The organism is Luteococcus sediminum (genome assembly GCF_054783495.1).
In genome coordinates, this window is sequence record NZ_BAAGQL010000013.1 from 1 (window position 1) to 16,314 (window position 16,314).

15 protein-coding genes are annotated in these 16,314 nt (G+C 68.9%); 3 read left to right on the plus strand and 12 right to left on the minus strand.

From position 1 onward, the window contains the following. Positions 1-151: 151 nt before the first annotated feature. From ACYVKA_RS06770 to dxr, 3 genes are all read right to left on the minus strand, one after another. A complete protein-coding gene (locus ACYVKA_RS06770; protein WP_460704063.1) occupies positions 152-688 on the minus strand; it encodes a DinB family protein in 537 nt (178 codons plus the stop codon). Between the two features lie 518 nt (positions 689-1,206). Beyond that, complete coding sequence (locus tag ACYVKA_RS06775; RefSeq protein WP_460704065.1) at positions 1,207-2,490, minus strand: M50 family metallopeptidase; 1,284 nt, start codon at positions 2,488-2,490, stop codon at positions 1,207-1,209. A 13-nt stretch (positions 2,491-2,503) separates the two neighbouring features. Next, entirely contained in the window at positions 2,504-3,721 is a 1,218-nt protein-coding gene (dxr, locus tag ACYVKA_RS06780) for a 1-deoxy-D-xylulose-5-phosphate reductoisomerase (protein ID WP_460704067.1), read from the minus strand. A 123-nt stretch (positions 3,722-3,844) separates the two neighbouring features. Here dxr and ACYVKA_RS06785 point away from each other — a divergent pair, with 123 nt between their 5' ends. Continuing rightward, positions 3,845-4,948: an LOG family protein gene (locus ACYVKA_RS06785; protein WP_460704069.1), complete on the plus strand. Its 1,104-nt coding sequence runs from the start codon at positions 3,845-3,847 to the stop codon at positions 4,946-4,948. A 28-nt stretch (positions 4,949-4,976) separates the two neighbouring features. On the opposite strand, the gene ACYVKA_RS06790 is transcribed toward ACYVKA_RS06785, so the two are convergent. Both ACYVKA_RS06790 and ACYVKA_RS06795 read right to left on the minus strand, forming a co-directional pair. Then, positions 4,977-5,573, minus strand: coding sequence for a response regulator transcription factor (locus tag ACYVKA_RS06790; RefSeq protein WP_460704071.1), 597 nt, complete (start codon positions 5,571-5,573; stop codon positions 4,977-4,979). Then, positions 5,570-6,691, minus strand: coding sequence for a sensor histidine kinase (locus ACYVKA_RS06795; protein WP_460704073.1), 1,122 nt, complete (start codon positions 6,689-6,691; stop codon positions 5,570-5,572). Before ACYVKA_RS06795 ends, ACYVKA_RS06790 begins: the two co-directional genes overlap by 4 nt. Positions 6,692-6,809: 118 nt before the next feature. Here ACYVKA_RS06795 and ACYVKA_RS06800 point away from each other — a divergent pair, with 118 nt between their 5' ends. Then, positions 6,810-7,658, plus strand: coding sequence for a CPBP family intramembrane glutamic endopeptidase (locus ACYVKA_RS06800; protein ID WP_460704075.1), 849 nt, complete (start codon positions 6,810-6,812; stop codon positions 7,656-7,658). A gap of 76 nt (positions 7,659-7,734) precedes the next feature. On the opposite strand, the gene gdhA is transcribed toward ACYVKA_RS06800, so the two are convergent. The 7 genes from gdhA to rpsB form a co-directional block, all read right to left on the minus strand. Continuing rightward, on the minus strand, positions 7,735-9,069 hold the full coding sequence (gene gdhA / locus ACYVKA_RS06805) for an NADP-specific glutamate dehydrogenase (protein ID WP_460704077.1): 1,335 nt from the start codon (positions 9,067-9,069) through the stop codon (positions 7,735-7,737). A gap of 234 nt (positions 9,070-9,303) precedes the next feature. Further along, positions 9,304-10,548, minus strand: a complete 1,245-nt coding sequence (gene rlmN / locus ACYVKA_RS06810; protein ID WP_460704079.1) for a dual-specificity RNA methyltransferase RlmN — start codon at positions 10,546-10,548, stop codon at positions 9,304-9,306. Beyond that, on the minus strand, positions 10,545-11,432 hold the full coding sequence (locus tag ACYVKA_RS06815; RefSeq protein ID WP_460704081.1) for a phosphatidate cytidylyltransferase: 888 nt from the start codon (positions 11,430-11,432) through the stop codon (positions 10,545-10,547). The genes rlmN and ACYVKA_RS06815 overlap by 4 nt, the downstream gene beginning before the upstream one ends. A 14-nt stretch (positions 11,433-11,446) precedes the next feature. Next, the gene (frr, locus tag ACYVKA_RS06820) at positions 11,447-12,001 is read right to left on the minus strand and encodes a ribosome recycling factor (protein WP_394277571.1); all 555 of its coding nucleotides are present in this window, start codon (positions 11,999-12,001) and stop codon (positions 11,447-11,449) included. Between the two features lie 48 nt (positions 12,002-12,049). Then, positions 12,050-12,763, minus strand: coding sequence for a UMP kinase (gene pyrH / locus ACYVKA_RS06825; RefSeq protein WP_460704083.1), 714 nt, complete (start codon positions 12,761-12,763; stop codon positions 12,050-12,052). A gap of 250 nt (positions 12,764-13,013) precedes the next feature. After that, positions 13,014-13,823: a translation elongation factor Ts gene (gene tsf, locus ACYVKA_RS06830; protein WP_460704085.1), complete on the minus strand. Its 810-nt coding sequence runs from the start codon at positions 13,821-13,823 to the stop codon at positions 13,014-13,016. A 35-nt stretch (positions 13,824-13,858) separates the two neighbouring features. After that, positions 13,859-14,794 carry a 30S ribosomal protein S2 gene (gene rpsB, locus ACYVKA_RS06835; protein WP_460704087.1) on the minus strand — a complete coding sequence of 312 codons (936 nt, stop codon included), beginning with the start codon at positions 14,792-14,794 and terminating at the stop codon, positions 13,859-13,861. Positions 14,795-15,494: 700 nt separating this feature from the next. Between rpsB and ACYVKA_RS06840 the strand changes: the two genes are divergently transcribed. Then, positions 15,495-16,277, plus strand: a complete 783-nt coding sequence (locus ACYVKA_RS06840) for a M23 family metallopeptidase (protein ID WP_460704089.1) — start codon at positions 15,495-15,497, stop codon at positions 16,275-16,277. The last annotated feature ends 37 nt before the right edge of the window (positions 16,278-16,314 follow it).

Consider the following 16,314-nt stretch of genomic DNA (forward strand, 5'->3'; position numbering starts at 1 on the left):
CACCACGGATTCCTCGTGGATCCAGGCCACCAATTGCCGAACTGCCAACGTGCTCGGGGCAACCTCCACAACGACGGGTGTCACGGTTCTATCGAACCATCCGGAGACTCGATCATCTGCCGCGACGAGCTCACTGACCCCGCCTCGCAATTCAGTCTCCGGTGGCGCCGTCGACCTGTTCACGCAGGAGATCGAGGTGGCCCAGATGGCGGGCGTACTCCTCGATGAGATGAACCAGGATCCAACGCAGGTTGACGTGCGCCGGCGTGGGCGATCCCCACGCCCGGACGCTGAGCTCGTCGAGCGTCGGCGCGGCCGAGTAGGTGCTGTTCGCGTTGGCGATAGCCTTGTCGAACCACGCCCGCAGGTCTTCGCCCGAGTCGGCGTCGGCTTCCCACTCCCAGTCACCCTCAGGCTGCTGCCAGCCCGAGCGCCACAGATCGTCCAGCTCCTCGACGTCCTGCCCGGCGAAACAGCCGCGAGCCCACCATGTCTCGCAGCTGGCCAAGTGCTTGATGATCGCGCCGATGCTCATCGTCGACGGATGCCCGGCCAGGCGGGTGTGCAGCTGCTGGTCGTCCAGGCCCTCAGTCTTGCGGCGCGCCGCAGTGCGCTGGAAGTCGAGGAAGGACGTCAGGGTTGATCGCTCGTCGCTCGCGGGGGCGATGGCGGGCAAGGGCGTCGTCATGGACAGGAGACTACCCAATGAAGCCGAGGGAAGCCCGCGCTCACGAGCCCAGGCGCCGCCCCGCCAACTGGCATGATGTGCCCGGCAGACACGCTCTCCTGCCCCGGGGAGCTGCTCCGCCCCCTCCGGTGCCCAGTGACACCTAGAGCCGCACGAGGCAGCCGTCCGGGGCTGTGGTCAACCTGCCAACCCAACCCGTCCTCTTGTGGGCATTCGTGGCGGGTGGACCACTGCCCGATGGCGCCTAGGGTGAATGCATGGCAGATCCGGCCCGCCCGTGGAATCTCAACATCCACCACGACCAGCTGCTCGCCCGGCTCGCCAGCAGAGGCGACCGTGTCCTCGACGTGGGATGCGGTGACGGATTCCTCTCGGCGCGGCTGAGTGCCCAAGGATGCGATGTCGTCGGACTGGATACTGACGCGGGGTCCTGGACCGCGCCCGGCACAGGCGGCCCGACGAGGACATCGAATGGAGGCGCGCGAACTTCCTCGACCCCGGCGGCAGGCAAGCCTGGCTCAGAAGATCTGGACCGGGCTGATGACGTCGGCGACCACCAGAACCGCGCCGGCCAGCGCAAGGAAGCCTCCCACCAGGTAGGCCACCGGGAGCAGGCGCGCGGTGTCCACCGGGCCCGGATCCGGACGTCCCAGGGCGCGGGCGACCAGACGTCGCACGGTCTCCACCAGGGCGGCCGCGATGTGGCCGCCGTCCAGGGGCGGCAGGGGCACGCAGTTGAGCAGGAAGACGAACAGGTTCACCGAGGACAGCATCATGAACCACGAGGCGATCCGGTCGTTGCGCTCCAGCGCATGGTTGCCGACCACCTCCCCGGCGGCACGGCTCGCGCCGACGATGGAGACCGGGCCATTGGCCTCGCGGTCACGACCGGTCACCAGGTCCGTCGCCACATTCCAGACGCTGACGGGAAAACGCAGCAGGGCGCGGGTCGAGCGCTCCGCCTGGCGCCACAGGTCCTGTGCCGTGCCACCCAGCCCCACCTGCACCAGCTCGGTGGTCGGGGTCACCCCCAGGAAGCCCGCCTGCTCGGTGCGGGCCGGATCCATCCTGGACGGGAGCGCGGTGACGATCGTGTGCACCATGGGCAGGGTGACCAGGCGGCCGTCGCGCTCCACCACCAGGCGGGCGGCCTGTCCCTTGTTGGCGCGGATCATCCCCGAAAGCGCCGGCCAGTCCTCGGGCCGCTGACCGTTGAAGGAGACGATCCGGTCCCCCACCTGCACGCCCGCCTTCTTGGCCGGCGCGACGGAATCGGCATCGGTGCAGCCCTGGGCGGCGCGACTGGCGGGCACGGCGCACTCGCTGACGGCGGCCGCCACCAGTTGGGGGCGGTACTGGCCGTGCAACGCATTGACGCCGGCAAGGATCACGAAGGCCAGCAGCAGGTTCATCAGAGGACCGCTGGCCATCACCACCACGCGCTGCCAGGTGGGCCTCTGGTGGAAGAGTCGCCCCTCGTCGCCCGGCCCCACCTCGTCGAATTCGACGGCTCGGGCCTCGTCGGCCAGACGGTTCAGCCGGGAGTCGGGGCGTCCGGGCCACCCGGGCGGGTACATGCCGACCATCCGGACATAGCCGCCCAGGGGCAGCATCTTGATCCCGTAGTCGGTCTCGCCTCGGCGAGTGCGCCACAGGGTGCGGCCGAAGCCGACGAAGTACTGGGTCACCTTGACGCCGAAGAGCTTGGCCGGCACCAGGTGGCCGAGCTCGTGCAGGGCGATCGAGGCCATCACCAGGGCGAAGAAGCCCAGCGCGGCCAGCAGCGTCACCACCAGCGTCATGCCTGTTCCGCCGTCACCCGGCACAGATCTCGGCGGCCCGACGGCGAGCCCAGGCGTCCACGGCGAGCACGCCCTCGACGCTCATCTGGTCGTCGGACAGGTGCGCCCCCTCCCCCGCGCTGGTGGCGAGGTGCTCGTCGACGACCGCGGCGATGGTTTCGACGATGGACAGGAAGCCGATGCGTCCCTCGCAGAAGGCGTCGACGCACACCTCGTTGGCGGCATTGAAGACCGCCGGCGCCGAGCCGCCCGCCTTGCCGCAGCGTCGGGCCAGCTCGACCGCCGGGAAGGCCTCGGAGTCCAGCGGCTCGAAGTGCAGACTGGTGGGCTGCGACCAGTCATTGGGACGGCTGGCGCCCTCGATGCGGCGCGGCCAGTCCAGACCCAGGGCGATCGGCAGCTTCATGTCGGGCGGGCTCAGCTGGGCGATGGTGGCCCCATCGTGGAATTCCACCATGGAGTGCACCACCGAGCCGGGGTGGATGACGACGGTGATGTCATCCAGGTCGACTCCGTAGAGCAAGCCGGCCTCCAGCAGCTCCAGGCCCTTGTTGACCAGGGTGGAGGAGTTGATGGTGATGACGCGGCCCATGTCCCAGCTGGGGTGGGCCATCGCCTGCTCGGGGGTGACGTCGACCAGCTCCTGGCGGGAGCGCCCGCGGAAGGGTCCGCCGGAACACGTGAGGATGAGGCGTCGCACCTCGTCGGCGCGCCCTGCCTGCAGGCACTGGGCGAAGGCCGAGTGCTCGGAGTCGACGGCCACCATCTGTCCGGGTGCGGCGGCCTCGGTGACCAGGCGGCCACCGATCACCAGCGATTCCTTGTTGGCCAGGGCAAGCGTGCTCCCGGTCTCGAGGGCGGCCAGCGTGGGCAGCAGCCCGGCCGATCCGGTGATGCCGTTGAGCACCACGTCGCACGGATGCTTGGCCAGCTGGGTGGCGGCGTCCGGGCCGAGCAGGATCCTGGGCAGCTGCACCTCGCCCTGGTTCCAGCCCCGCTTCTTGGCCTCGGCGTAGAGCGCCAGTTGCAGGTCCTGCCCGGCGGTCGCCTTCGCCAGCGCCGCGACCTGCGGCTGGAAGTCCAGGATCTGGGCGGCGAACTGGGCGACGTCGGAGCCGCCGGCAGCCAGGCCGACCACGCGGAACTCGTCACGCCGGCTGGAGATCACCTCCAGGGCCTGGGTCCCGATGGAACCGGTGCTGCCAAGGATCACCACGTCACGAGCTGCCATGGGCCAATACTGGCAGACGCTGCCGACACTCCCTGACGTCTGGCGCCTGACGATGCTGACGCACAGCTGGTGGCGTGGCAGGGGATGGGGCACCTACCCAGCCAGTCCTCATAGTCTTGGACCATGACGCCACAGACCCTGGAGATCGAGCGCCTCGACGACCTTGAGCGGCACCTGGCCGCCGGGAACACGCTGCACGGCTGCGTGGTGCAGTCAGTGGACATCCGTGGACGCGGGGCCGAACTGGCGCTGGCCGGTGTCGAAGCGGCGATCTTCCTCGGTTGCCTGGTGGAGCCCGGGGATGAGCAGGAGCTGCGCGCCCATGGGGCGCTGGTCTTCCCGCGCATCCCCGAGCTCCCTTTCAACCCCTACCGCCCGCGCCTCTACACCGCCGAAGACCTCTTCGACACCGTCGTCGCCGGTGGTGAGTATGCCGACAGCCACGACGCCCGCATCTATGCCTGGCACCAGGCACAGGGGGCCCGTCCCAACCTGGGTGCCACCTTGTCCACCACCCTGCACGACCACTCGATGGACGAGGCCCTCGACGACTGGTGCCAGGGACGTCCGCCCGAGGACTCGATCGGCATCATGGGTGGTCACGCCGCCTCGCGCGGCACCGACACCTACCGGGCCGCGGCACGGCTGTCCGGAGAGCTGACCCGGGCCGGCCGGCTGGTGATGACCGGTGGCGGCCCGGGCGCGATGGAGGCGGCCAACCTTGGCGCCTACCTGGCCGGGCAGCCCGAGGCCCTCGACGACGCCATCGCGGTGCTGGCCGAGGCCGCGGACTTCCACGAAGACATCACCGCCTGGGCGCGCGCCATGGTCGAGGTGCGGAGCCAGTGGCAGCCCTCCGGCGTCTCCGTGGGCATCCCCACCTGGTTCTACGGTCACGAACCGCCCAACGGCTTCGCCACCGTCGCGGCCAAGTTCTTCAGCAATGCCATCCGCGAGGACACGCTGCTGCAGCGCTGCCGGGGCGGCATCGTCTACCTCAGCGGCGCGGCCGGCACGGTGCAGGAGATCTTCCAGACCGCCACCGGCAACTACTACACCCCCGAGGGCGGCACCACGACGCCGATGGTGCTGGTGGGGCGGGAGCAGTGGACCGAGCGGCTGCCCGCCTGGCCACTGCTGCAGGCACTCGGCCGGGACCGCCAGATGGGCACCCGGATCCACCTGGTCGACCGGGTGGAGGAGGCCGCCGAGGTGCTGCTCGGCTGAGCTCAGCCGTGCAGCAACCGGTAGAGCGTCAACGCCAGACCGGTGCGGTCGCGCTGCTCCAGCTTGCGCAGCAGCGCCGAGACTGATTCTTCACCGTCCCCTCCGGCAGGTGCATGGCCGCCGCGATCTCGCCATTGGTCGCACCCCGCGCGACGTGCTCGGCCAGCAGCCGTTCCGTGCGGGTCAACACCGCCAGCGGGTCGGTGCGCTCCGCTCCGCGCCCCAGCGCCAGACGGGCCACCCGGGGGTCGATCACCAAGCCGCCAGAGGCCACCTCGGCAATGGCCTCCGCGAGCCGTGTGGTGGAGACGTCCTTGAGCAGGAAGCCCGCCGCCCCAGCGGCCATGGCACCGGTGACGATGTGCTCGTCATCGAAGGTGGTCAGCACCACCGCGGGCAGGCCGGGATGCCGGGCAGCGAGCTGCCGGACCAGCTCGAGGCCGTCCATCCCGGGCATCCGGGCGTCAGTGAGCACCACGTCCACCTCGGTGCCGCGCAGCACCGCCAGCGCCTCGTGGCCGTCGGCTGCCTCGGCGACGACCTCCAGGCCGTCCTCGGTCTCCAACAGCAGGCGAAGTCCTCGCCGCAGCAGTTGCTGGTCGCCGACGAACAGGATCCTGGTCACTTCTCCTCCTGGGTGGGAATGGTTCCGCTGATCTCGACGCCCTGCTGCGTGCCGCGCGCCTCGAAGCTGCCGCCGAGCGTCGGGGCGCGCTCGGCCAGCGACCGCAGCCCGAAACCGGGGGCCAGGTCTGCCACCGCTCCCCCGTCGTCGGCCAGCACCAGGCGCAGGGCCTCAGGCTGCCAGTCGACGAGCAGGTCAACGTGAGTGGCCGATGAGTGCCTCACCACATTGGTGAGCCCCTCCTGCACCAGGCGCAACGCGGACAGTGAGCTGGCGCGGTCGAGTTCTCGCTCCCGGCCGCGATGGGGCAGGCGCACGTCGAGTCCGGTACCGCGGAAGGAGCGGGCGATCGCCTCGAAGGCGGCATTGCCCGTGACCAACTCCTCCCGTGGAAGGTTGAGTGCCCGCACCCAGCGCCGCATGTGGGCCAGGGCCTCGGCGGCGGTCTCGCGTGCGGTCTGCACTTCGGCGAAGGCCCGCCCGGGGTCCTTGTCCCGCATCCGTTCCGCGAACTCCAGGCTGAGCACCACCAGGGTGAGCTGGTGGCCCAGCCCGTCGTGCAGCTCGCGGGCCGAACGCGACCGCTCGTCGACGAGCATCAGTTCCTGTTCCGTGACGGCAGCCCGACGCACCTCGTCGAGCAGTTCGGCATTGCGCCGACGTTCCTGGTCCAGTTCACGCAGGAGCTGCCCCAGCAGCACGCCCAGCGACAGCATCAAGGTGACGGCGAGCAGCTGGACCCCGGCCACGCCCCACCCGCCGAGGTTGCCCGAGGCATAGGTCGTCAGCTCGATCAGGCAGACCATCACGGCCAGCCCCAGCAGGCCCCAGGCCGTGCCGAGGGTGTCACCCAGCAGTCCCACGCCGAGGATCAGGATCAGGACGGTCGAGCCACCCCCGTCCAGTCCCGTGCTCGCGAAGCTGGCCAGGAAGAGGACCACCACCCACCCACGCCCATGGCCCGTCCGCCAGGCGAACCAGCCCAGAATCACCAGCGCGCTTCCCAGCAGGGCGACCACCATCAGCACCGCCGGGCTGTGTGACCAGGAGAGCAGGGCAACCATCGCCTGCAGCCCAGCCAGCAGGCACACCAGGAGACCGACCTGACGCGACGTCACCCCCTCAGCCTAGGGCGGGGCGGGCATGACAGACCCGTGACCACGGTCATGGTTCTGTGCGACGAAGTGGCAACCCTGGGAACCTGTTTCCCCACCTGGCCAAGAGTTGACTGGTGCCATGACCACGAACCAGCACCGCATTCGCGCCCGGCTCACCTTCTGGGCCTGCACCCTGATCGCCGTCGTCCTGATGTTCGCCAACTACATCGGTCTGGTCCCGCTGGAGTTCGCTGCCAAGGCCATGCAACCCGATCCGACACCGGGCCAGGACCGTGTCGTCAACATCCTGGCCTGCCTCGTGACACTCGCCACGTCCCTCGTACTGGTCGCACTCGCCAGCCGATGGGTGCTGGGGAGGCGTCTGGGAGAGGTCGGCTGGCGAGTCAGCCGGGACAGCTGGCGGCTCTTCGGTCTGGGGTGGGCTGCGGCCGCGGCCGTGGGTCTGGGCGCCCAGGCGCTGGCCTGCATCCCTGGCCTGCCGATCGAGACCTTCTCCACCGCGTCCGAGTGCGCCGGCATGACCGGCTCCGTGCTCGCCCTGGTGCTGCTCGCCAAGGTGGCCCAGGCCATTGCACTGCAGGGCATCCCCGAGGAACTGGTGTGGCGTGGCTGGCTGATGAACTGCCTGCAGGACCGCCCTCGCCTGGCGCTGGTGGTCTCAGCCGTCGTCTTCGGCGCCCTCCACGTCGTGTCCAACGGGGGAATGCACGGCATCGAGGCCATCACCTATCCCCTGCAGGCGATGGCCTTCGCCTTCCTCGCTGGCGCCTTGGCGTTGCGGATGCGCCCGCTGTGGTGCGCCATCGGCGTCCATGCCGGACTGCACCTCACCAACCTCGCACTGGGCTTCGCCCCGCGGATTGCCGATGGTTCGCTCGTGTGGGTCACCCAGGCGGCCGGGTACGTCACGCTCGGATTGCTTGTCCTGCGCGGGTGGCAGGGTGACCGCGTGGTCTACGACAGGTGAATCCTTTCGGGGAAGACGATGGTGGCCGGCACCCCGTGCGGGGCGCCGGCCACCATCGTTCATGCCGTAGTGCGGATCAGACCAGGCCCATCGCGATCATCGCGTCGGCGACCTTGACGAAGCCGGCAATGTTGGCACCGAGCACGTAGTCGCCGGGGGCGCCGTACTCCTCGGCGGTGTCGACGCAGTTGTCGTGGATGTTCTCCATGATGCTGGCCAGGCGCTCCTCGGTGTACTCGAAGCTCCAGGAGTCACGCGAGGCGTTCTGCTGCATCTCCAGCGCCGAGGTGGCCACGCCACCGGCATTGGCCGCCTTGCCGGGGGCGTAGGCGACCTTGTTGGCCTTGAAGACCTCGATGCCGCCGGGCGTGGTGGGCATGTTGGCGCCCTCGGCCACGGCCTTCACGCCATTCTTGACCAGTTCCTTGGCGTCGTCCTCGCTGAGCTCGTTCTGCGTGGCGCAGGGCAGGGCGACATCGGTGGGGATGTTCCACACGCTGCCCTCGGTGTGCAGCGTGGCGCCCTTGCGTCGCTCGACGTAGTCGGCGGCGCGACCGCGCTCCACCTCCTTGACCTGCTTGAGCAGGTCGAGGTCGATGCCGGCCGGGTCGTGGACATAGCCCGAGGAGTCGCTGAAGGAGTGACACAGGGCACCGAGCTGCTGGGCCTTCTCGATCGCATAGATCGCCACATTGCCACCGCCCGAGACGGTGACGCGCTGACCGTCGAGTCCACCGTTCATGCGTTCCATCATCCGGTTGGCGAACAGCACGGTGCCGTAGCCCGTGGCTTCGGTGCGCACCAGCGAACCGCCCCAGGTGAGGCCCTTGCCGGTCAGCACACCCGCCTCGTAGCGGTTGGTGATGCGACGGTACTGGCCGAACAGGTAGCCGATCTCGCGGCCGCCCACGCCGATGTCGCCGGCGGGCACGTCGGTGTACTCACCCAGGTGACGGTACAGCTCGGTCATGAAGGACTGGCAGAAGCGCATGACCTCGGCGTCGCTCTTGCCACGGGGGTCGAAGTCCGAACCACCCTTGCCGCCGCCGATCGGCATGCCGGTCAGGGAGTTCTTGAAGACCTGCTCGAAACCGAGGAACTTGACGATGCCCAGGTAGACGCTGGGGTGGAAGCGAAGGCCGCCCTTGTACGGGCCCAGGGCCGAGTTGTACTCGACGCGGAAGCCGCGGTTGATCTGCACCTTGCCCTCGTCGTCCATCCACGGGACCCGGAAGATGATCTGGCGCTCGGGCTCGCACATCCGCTCGAGCACGGCTCCTGCAGTGTACTGGGGGTTGCGCTTGAGCACGGGGCTCAGGCTGTCGAGCACCTCCTTCACGGCCTGGTGGAATTCCACCTCGCCGGGGTTGCGCTTCACGACGGTCTCGTAGACCTGGTCGAGATCAGCCATCTGGGGCTCCTTCCTCTGGTGCGCAGACGCACACCGTCCGATCTCCACCACGGAAATCACGACCTGGCGCAAGTGCCCACAAGCCGTCCCATGGATGGCCGCTGCACGAGCAGCGACGTGGAAAAGGCTACAGATTCCCATTCCTCGACATCGAAATGGTCACGATGTGACCTTCGCGGCAGCGGAGCCCCGCCTGCCCTACCGTCCCTCCTCCACGGCGGGGACGACAACGGGTCAGGCCTCCGGGTCCTCTGCGCCCTGGGCTGCCAGCTGGCCGCAGGCGCCGTCGATCTCCTGGCCGCGCGTGTCGCGCACCGTGACCGGGATCTGCCAGTTCTCCAGCGTCTTGACGAAGGCCTGCTCGTCGCTCTTGCGCGAGGCCGTCCACTTCGATCCCGGGGTCGGGTTCAGCGGGATCAGGTTGACGTGTGCCCAGCCCCAGTCACCGCGCTCCTTGATCCGCTTGGCCAGCAGCCGCGCACGCTCCACCTGGTCGTTGATGTCCTTGATCAGGATGTACTCGATGCTCACCCGGCGACGCGTGGTCTCGGCATGGGCGAAGGCGGCATCCAGCACCTCGTCGACCTTGTAGCGGGTGTTGATCGGCACCAGTTCGTCGCGCAGCTCGTCGTCGGGAGCGTGCAGGCTGATTGCCAGCGTGATCGGCAGCCCCTCCGCGGTGAGCTGGTGGATCTTCGGCACCAGGCCCACGGTGGAGACCGTGATGCCCCGCCGGCTCATCCCCAGCCCGTCCGGGGCCGGGTCGCTGATGGCGTGGACGGCCGACATCACGGCCTTGTAGTTGGCCAGCGGCTCACCCATGCCCATGAAGACGATGTTGTTCACCTGGCCGACGCCACCGGGCAGGTCGCCTGCGGCCAGCACCTGCTCGGCGTGCATCACTTGGGCGACGATCTCGCCGGCCGACATGTTGCGCTGCAGGCCGCCCTGGCCCGTCGCGCAGAAGGGGCAGGCCATGCCGCAGCCGGCCTGCGAGGAGATGCACAGCGTGTTGCGCACATGGCTGCGCTCGCCCGTGGGGTCGTCGCGACGCACGCCGTAGCGCATCAGCACCGACTCCACCAGGGCGCCGTCGTGCAGCCGCCACAGGGTCTTGACGGTGGTGTCCCCGTCACAGCGCTGTTCGTTGACCGGGCTGATGAGTTCGGGGAAGAACTTGTCGGCCACCTGCTCACGGGCTGCGGCCGGAAGGTCGGTCCAGGTGGTCGGATCGGTTTCGAAGCGCTCGAAGTAGTGCTTGGAGATCTGCTTGGCCCGGAAGGCGGGCAGCCCCATCTCCTTGACCGCTGCCACCCGCTCGTCGACGGACAGGTCGATCCAGTGAGGGGCAGGCTTGCCCCGCCGCGGGGCCTTGAAGACCAGCGGCAGGGCCTTGCCCTCAGCCAGCGGCTCTGCGGGCAGGGTCAGCTCGGCCTGCGGGCGCGGTGCCGCGTGGTTGCGGCCGTCGGGGGCGCTCATGCGGCCGGCACCATCATGAACATGGCGAACCACGCCACGGGGGCTGCCACCAGCAGCGAGTCGAGCCTGTCCATCACGCCTCCATGTCCGGGCAGGAAGGAACTCATGTCCTTGATGCCCACGTCCCTCTTCACCATCGACTCCACCAGGTCACCTGCGGTGCCGAAGGCCACCAGCAGCACACCCAGCAGCATTCCCACCAGCCAGGAGGCGTGCAACAGCCAGTGGCTGCAGGCCGCACCCAGCAGCATGCCTGCCGTCACCGACCCGACGAAGCCCTCCCAGGTCTTCTTCGGGCTCACCTTCGGGGCCATCGGATGCTTCCCGAAGAGCACCCCTGCGATGTAGCCGCCGGTGTCGGAGGCGATCACGCACAGCAGGAAGGTGATGATCCTGGCCCGGCCGTTGTCGTCGGCCAGCATCAGCGAGACCGTCGACCCCATCAGCGGCACATAGGCCAGGGTGAACAGGCTGGCCGAGGCGTCACGAACGAAGCCCTCGGCCCCGCGAGACAGACGCATCACCAGACAGCCCAGCGAGGTCAACGCGAGCAGACCGATGATCAGGCTGTTCGCCGGCAGGTTGGTCGTGCTGGACTGTCCGGCGTGGTAGGCCCCGATGACGCTGGCGAATGTTCCCACCACAAGGGGCGCCACCTCCGATCGCGCGCCGATGCGCGCCATCGCCCGGTGCAGTTCGACGACGCCCAGACTCAAGGCCACCGCCACGAACAGCACGAAGCCCCAGTTCCACCACGCCAGCGTGACCACGACCGAACCGAACAAAGCCACGCCGACCGCGATCGCGGCCGGCAGGTTCCTGCCGGCCCGCGAGGTCTTGGGTGGGGGCGTGACGTTGCTCGGCGAGATCTTCTCCTGGCTCATCGGATGCAAGCTGCTCAGACCTCGAGCAGCTCGGCCTCCTTGCTCTTGAGCAGCTCGTCGATCTGCTCGACGTACTTCTTGGTGGTGGCGTCCAGCTGCTTCTCGGCGCGACTTGCCTCGTCCTCGCCGATCTCCTTGTCCTTCTCCAGGCGCTTGATCGCGTCATTGGCGCTGCGGCGAACGTTGCGGATCGCGACGCGACCCTCCTCGGCCTTGTGCTTGGCCATCTTCACGTACTCCTTGCGGCGGTCCTCGGTCAGGGCCGGCAGGATGCAGCGGATCATGTTTCCGTCATTGGACGGGTTCACGCCCAGGTCGGAGTCGCGGATCGCCTTCTCGATCGCGTTGACCGCGGAACGGTCGAAGGGCGTCACCAGGATGGTGCGCGCCTCGGGCGACTGGAAGGTCGCCAGCTGCTGCAGCGGGGTGGGGGCGCCGTAGTAGTCCACCAGGAGGCGGTTGAACATGGCCGGGTTGGCCCGACCGGTGCGGATGCCGGCGAAGTCCTCGCGGGAGAAGTCCACGGCGGCGCCCATCTTCTTCTCGGCGTCCTTGATGATGTCGGTGATCACGATGATTCCTTCGGTCGTTGCTGGGTCTGTGCCGGGCCGGTGGGCTCAGCGATGGATGGTGGTGCCGAGCTTCTCGCCGTTGGCCGCCTTGGCGATGTTGCCGTCGACGGTCAGGTTGAAGAAGACCATCTTCAGGTCGTTGTCGCGGGCCAGGGAGATGGCGGCGGCATCGGCGACCTTCAGGTCCTTGGCGAGGTAGTCGTCGTAGCTGAGATTGTCGAACATGCGCGCGTCGGGATTGGTGCGCGGGTCGGAGTCGAAGACCCCGTCGACCCCCTGCTTGCCCATCAGGAGGGCTTCGCAGCCGATCTCGAGGGCCCGCTGGGCCGAGACCGTGTCGGTGGAGAAGTAGGGCATTCCGGCGCCGGCGCCGAAGATGACCACACGGCCCTTCTCCAGGTGCCGCGAGGCGCGACGGGGGATGTAGGGCTCGGCGACCTGGGTCATGGTGATGGCGCTCTGCACGCGGGTGGGGACGCCGGCCTTCTCGCAGAAGTCCTGCAGGGCAATGGCATTCATCACGGTGCCGAGCATGCCCATGTAGTCGGCACGCTCGCGCTCCATGCCGCTCTGGGACAGTTCAGCGCCGCGGAAGAAGTTTCCGCCGCCCACGACGATGGCCACCTGGATGCCACTGTTGGCGACATCTGCCACCTGCGCCGCAATATTGCTCACGACGGCCGGATCGACCCCGATCTTGCCGCCACCAAAGACCTCGCCTGACAGCTTCAGCAGCACTCGCTTGTAGGGCTTGCTCACATTTCCTCCTCCAGGGTCATGCCGACCGCCTGCACGTCGAACCGACGACCGACCCTCACGGGCCTGCGGCATGGGCCACGTCATGACGTGGTTGCTCGCCACTCTACTGAACTTTGGCGCCGTGGGCCGACGAGGGCGAGCCCCCGCTGCCCGGACGCGACGATGGGGAGGGGCTCCGAAGAGCCCCTCCCCACTGGGCCGTCCCGCGACTGGAGGCCGGCAGCGCCTGCCTCCAGTTGGGGGGCGACGATCAGGCGCCGGCGGACAGGCGCACGAAGCGGGTGATCTTCACCCCGGCGGCGTCCAGCAGCTGGCCGACGGTCTTCTTGTCGTCCGAGACGGCAGGCTGCTCGACCAGGCAGACATCCTTGTAGAAGCCGTTGAGGCGACCCTCGACGATGCGGGACAGGATGTTCTCCGGCTTGCCCTCCTCGCGAGCGGTCTCCTCGGCGATGCGCTTCTCCTTCTCCAGCACATCGGCGGGAACGTCCTCGCGGGAGACGTACTGCGGCATCATCGAGGCGATCTGCAGCGCCACGGAGTGAACCAGCTGGGCGTCGTCACCGGTGTACTCGACCAGCACGCCGACCTGCGGAGGCAGGTCCTGCGAGCGACGGTGCAGGTAGGTGTGGGTCTCGCCCTCGTAGCTGATGGCATCCTTGAGCTCGAGCTTCTCACCGATCTTGGTGGCCAGGGCCTCGACGGCCTCCTTGACGGTGCCCTCGTCGAGCTTGACGGCATTGGCGGCCTCGACGCCATTGGCGCCCTCGGCGGCCACGGCGGTGACGATCTTGTCGGCCAGGGCGATGAACTCACCGTTCTTGGCGACGAAGTCGGTCTCGGAGCCGAGCTGGATGATGCTCTTGCCGGAGCTCGCCACGATGCCATTGCTGGCCTCGCGGTCGGAGCGCTTGGCCATCTTGGCCTGGCCGGTGACGCGCAGGATCTCGATCGCGCGCTCGAAGTCGCCGTCGGCCTCGGTCAGGGCCTTCTTGGCGTCCATCATGCCGGCGCCGGTGACGTCGCGCAGCTTCTTGACCTCAGCAGCAGTGATTGCCATGTGTCTTTCCGTTCTTGGAAGGGTTGGAGGACGGATCAGTTGTTCTCGGCGGGAGCCTCGGTGGCGGCCTGCTCGGCAGTCACCTCGGTGGTCTCCTCGGCCGGGGCCGGGGTGGCCTCGGCGGCGGGCTGCTCGGTGGAGGCCTCGGCGGCGGGCTGCTCGGCGGAGGCCTCGGTGACGGCCTGCTCGGCGGCGGGCTTGTCGCCCTCGTGGCCGGCCAGCAGCTCCTTCTCCCAGTCGGCCATCGGCTCGGCGGGGGCCTCGCCACCGGCGTTGCCACCGGAGCGCTTCATGAGGCCATCGGCGGCGGCGTCGGCGATGATGCGGGTCAGCAGCGAGACCGAACGAATGGCGTCGTCATTGCCCGGGATCGGGAAGTCGACCTCGTCGGGATCGCAGTTGGTGTCGAGGATGGCGACGACGGGGATGTGCAGCTTGCGCGCCTCGTCGATGGCCAGGTGCTCCTTCTTGGTGTCGACAACCCAGACGGCCTGCGGAGCGCGGGCCATCTCGCGGATGCCGCCGAGGGTCTTCTCCAGCTTGTCCTTCTCGCGCTTGAGGCCCAGGAGTTCCTTCTTGGTGAGACCGGAGGCGGCCACGTCCTCGAAGTCCATGACCTCGAGCTCCTTGAGGCGGTGCACGCGCTTGATGACCGTCTGGTAGTTGGTGAGCATGCCGCCCAGCCAACGCTGGTTCACGTAGGGCATGCCGACACGGGTGGCCTGCTCGGCGATGGTCTCCTGCGCCTGCTTCTTGGTGCCGACGAACAGGATCTGGCCGCCGCGGGCGACGGTCTGGCTGACGAAGGCGTAGGCCTTGTCGATGTAGGTCAGCGACTGCTGCAGGTCGATGATGTAGATGCCATTGCGCTCGGTGAAGATGAAGCGCTTCATCTTGGGGTTCCAACGACGGGTCTGGTGTCCGAAGTGGACGCCGCTCTCGAGCAGCTGGCGGGTGGTGACGACGGCCATGGCCGGTCCTTTCCTTCTCGCGGGCGCACTGCACCCGCACGGTTTCCATCGGCACCGAGCGGTTCGGTGCCACCTGATGCGCCCTCCGCCACCTGCCGCGCGGGACGCGGAACCGATGGTGGCCTGAGCCCGACTGTTCGGGATCGACGCATGCGAAGTCAGTCCGGATCGGTCCGGACCGCATCGGCATCCTACGCCCCGCGCGGGGTGGTCGCCAAACGGTCACGATCCACCACGGGCTTGTCCACAGCTTGGCTGGCACCGAGGATCCATCCACAGCCCCTCCGCACCGTGACGCCGGGGCGGTGGCCGCCCACACACTGCAACCATGAGGACCTTCTGCCTGCGCTCCTGGCGCGCCCTGGTCGCCTGCTGGGCCCTGACCCTGCTCGCCGCCGGGGTCTCGCTCGGCTCCCCCATCGGCCTGTCCACCACTGCCCTGGCCGCACCACCACCGCCAGTCAGGACCAGACCGGCCCCGCCCCGGCCCGCACCCCCTCCGCAGGCACCGCCGCGCCCGGTTCCCACCGGGAGCAGCGCTCCCAGACCCGCACCTGCCCAGCCTGCCCCACCCCTGCCTGCCCCACCCCTGCCTGCCCCACCCCTGCCTGCCCCACCAAGACTCACCCCGCCCGTCGAAGGTGCCCCGGCCCGCCCCTTCGACGCACCACGGGAGAAGTGGGGGCGCGGGCACAGGGGCGTGGACCTGCCGGTCGAGGTCGGGATGCCGGTGCGCTCCCCCGGCGACGGCACCGTCATCTTCGCCGGCCCCGTCGCGGGCCGCGAAGTGATGACCATTGACCTGGGCGGCGGCTTCCACACGACGCTGGAGCCGGTGCGTACCGCGGTCCAGGTGGGGCAACTGGTCACCACGGGAATGGTCGTGGGCACGGTGACCGTCGGAACACACTGCGTCTCGGCCTGCCTGCACTGGGGCCTCAAGCACCAGCAGACCTACCTGGACCCGACCCGACCTACCGACGACGCGGTGGTGCGCCTCCTACCGCGAGGCTTCCGGCCTCCCCGGCCGCCCGCCCCGCGGGGCGGTGGCCTCCCCGACCTCCTGCTCGGAGCCCTGCCCGCTTCGTCCTCAGGGCTGGTGCGGCCGTCGTCGGGGCCGGTCACCTCCGCCTTCGGACAACGCTTCCATCCGGTGCTCCACGTGTGGAAACTGCATGACGGCATGGACTTCGGTGCCGCGTGCGGCAGCCCGGTGCTGGCCTCGGCAGCAGGCAAGGTCGTGCTGGCCGAACGCAACATCGCCTACGGGAACCGCGTCGTGGTCGAGCACGGCACCATCCAAGGTCGACGGATACGCACCTCCTACAACCACCTGCAGTCCTTGGACGTGGCGCCGGGCCAGACCCTGCAGCAGCGCCAGCAGCTCGGCCGCGTCGGCACGACTGGCTATTCCACTGGCTGCCACCTGCACTTCATGGTCTGGCAGGACGGGGCGTTGGTGAACCCGGCAGGTGCGCTGTGACCACGCCCCCACCATGGCCTGACCGGCCAGCGCCTCG

What these genes read in the sequence shown, in the direction of transcription:
- ACYVKA_RS06785 (WP_460704069.1), top strand. Translation starts at nt 3,845, where the DNA reads ATGACGCCACAGACCCTGGAGATCGAGCGCCTCGACGACCTTGAGCGG.
- rlmN (WP_460704079.1), bottom strand. Translation starts at nt 10,548, where the DNA reads ATGAGCGCCCCCGACGGCCGCAACCACGCGGCACCGCGCCCGCAGGCC.
- gdhA (WP_460704077.1), bottom strand. Translation starts at nt 9,069, where the DNA reads ATGGCTGATCTCGACCAGGTCTACGAGACCGTCGTGAAGCGCAACCCC.
- ACYVKA_RS06770 (WP_460704063.1), bottom strand. Translation starts at nt 688, where the DNA reads ATGACGACGCCCTTGCCCGCCATCGCCCCCGCGAGCGACGAGCGATCA.
- dxr (WP_460704067.1), bottom strand. Translation starts at nt 3,721, where the DNA reads ATGGCAGCTCGTGACGTGGTGATCCTTGGCAGCACCGGTTCCATCGGG.
- tsf (WP_460704085.1), bottom strand. Translation starts at nt 13,823, where the DNA reads ATGGCAATCACTGCTGCTGAGGTCAAGAAGCTGCGCGACGTCACCGGC.
- ACYVKA_RS06815 (WP_460704081.1), bottom strand. Translation starts at nt 11,432, where the DNA reads ATGAGCCAGGAGAAGATCTCGCCGAGCAACGTCACGCCCCCACCCAAG.
- ACYVKA_RS06775 (WP_460704065.1), bottom strand. Translation starts at nt 2,490, where the DNA reads ATGACGCTGGTGGTGACGCTGCTGGCCGCGCTGGGCTTCTTCGCCCTG.
- rpsB (WP_460704087.1), bottom strand. Translation starts at nt 14,794, where the DNA reads ATGGCCGTCGTCACCACCCGCCAGCTGCTCGAGAGCGGCGTCCACTTC.
- ACYVKA_RS06800 (WP_460704075.1), top strand. Translation starts at nt 6,810, where the DNA reads ATGACCACGAACCAGCACCGCATTCGCGCCCGGCTCACCTTCTGGGCC.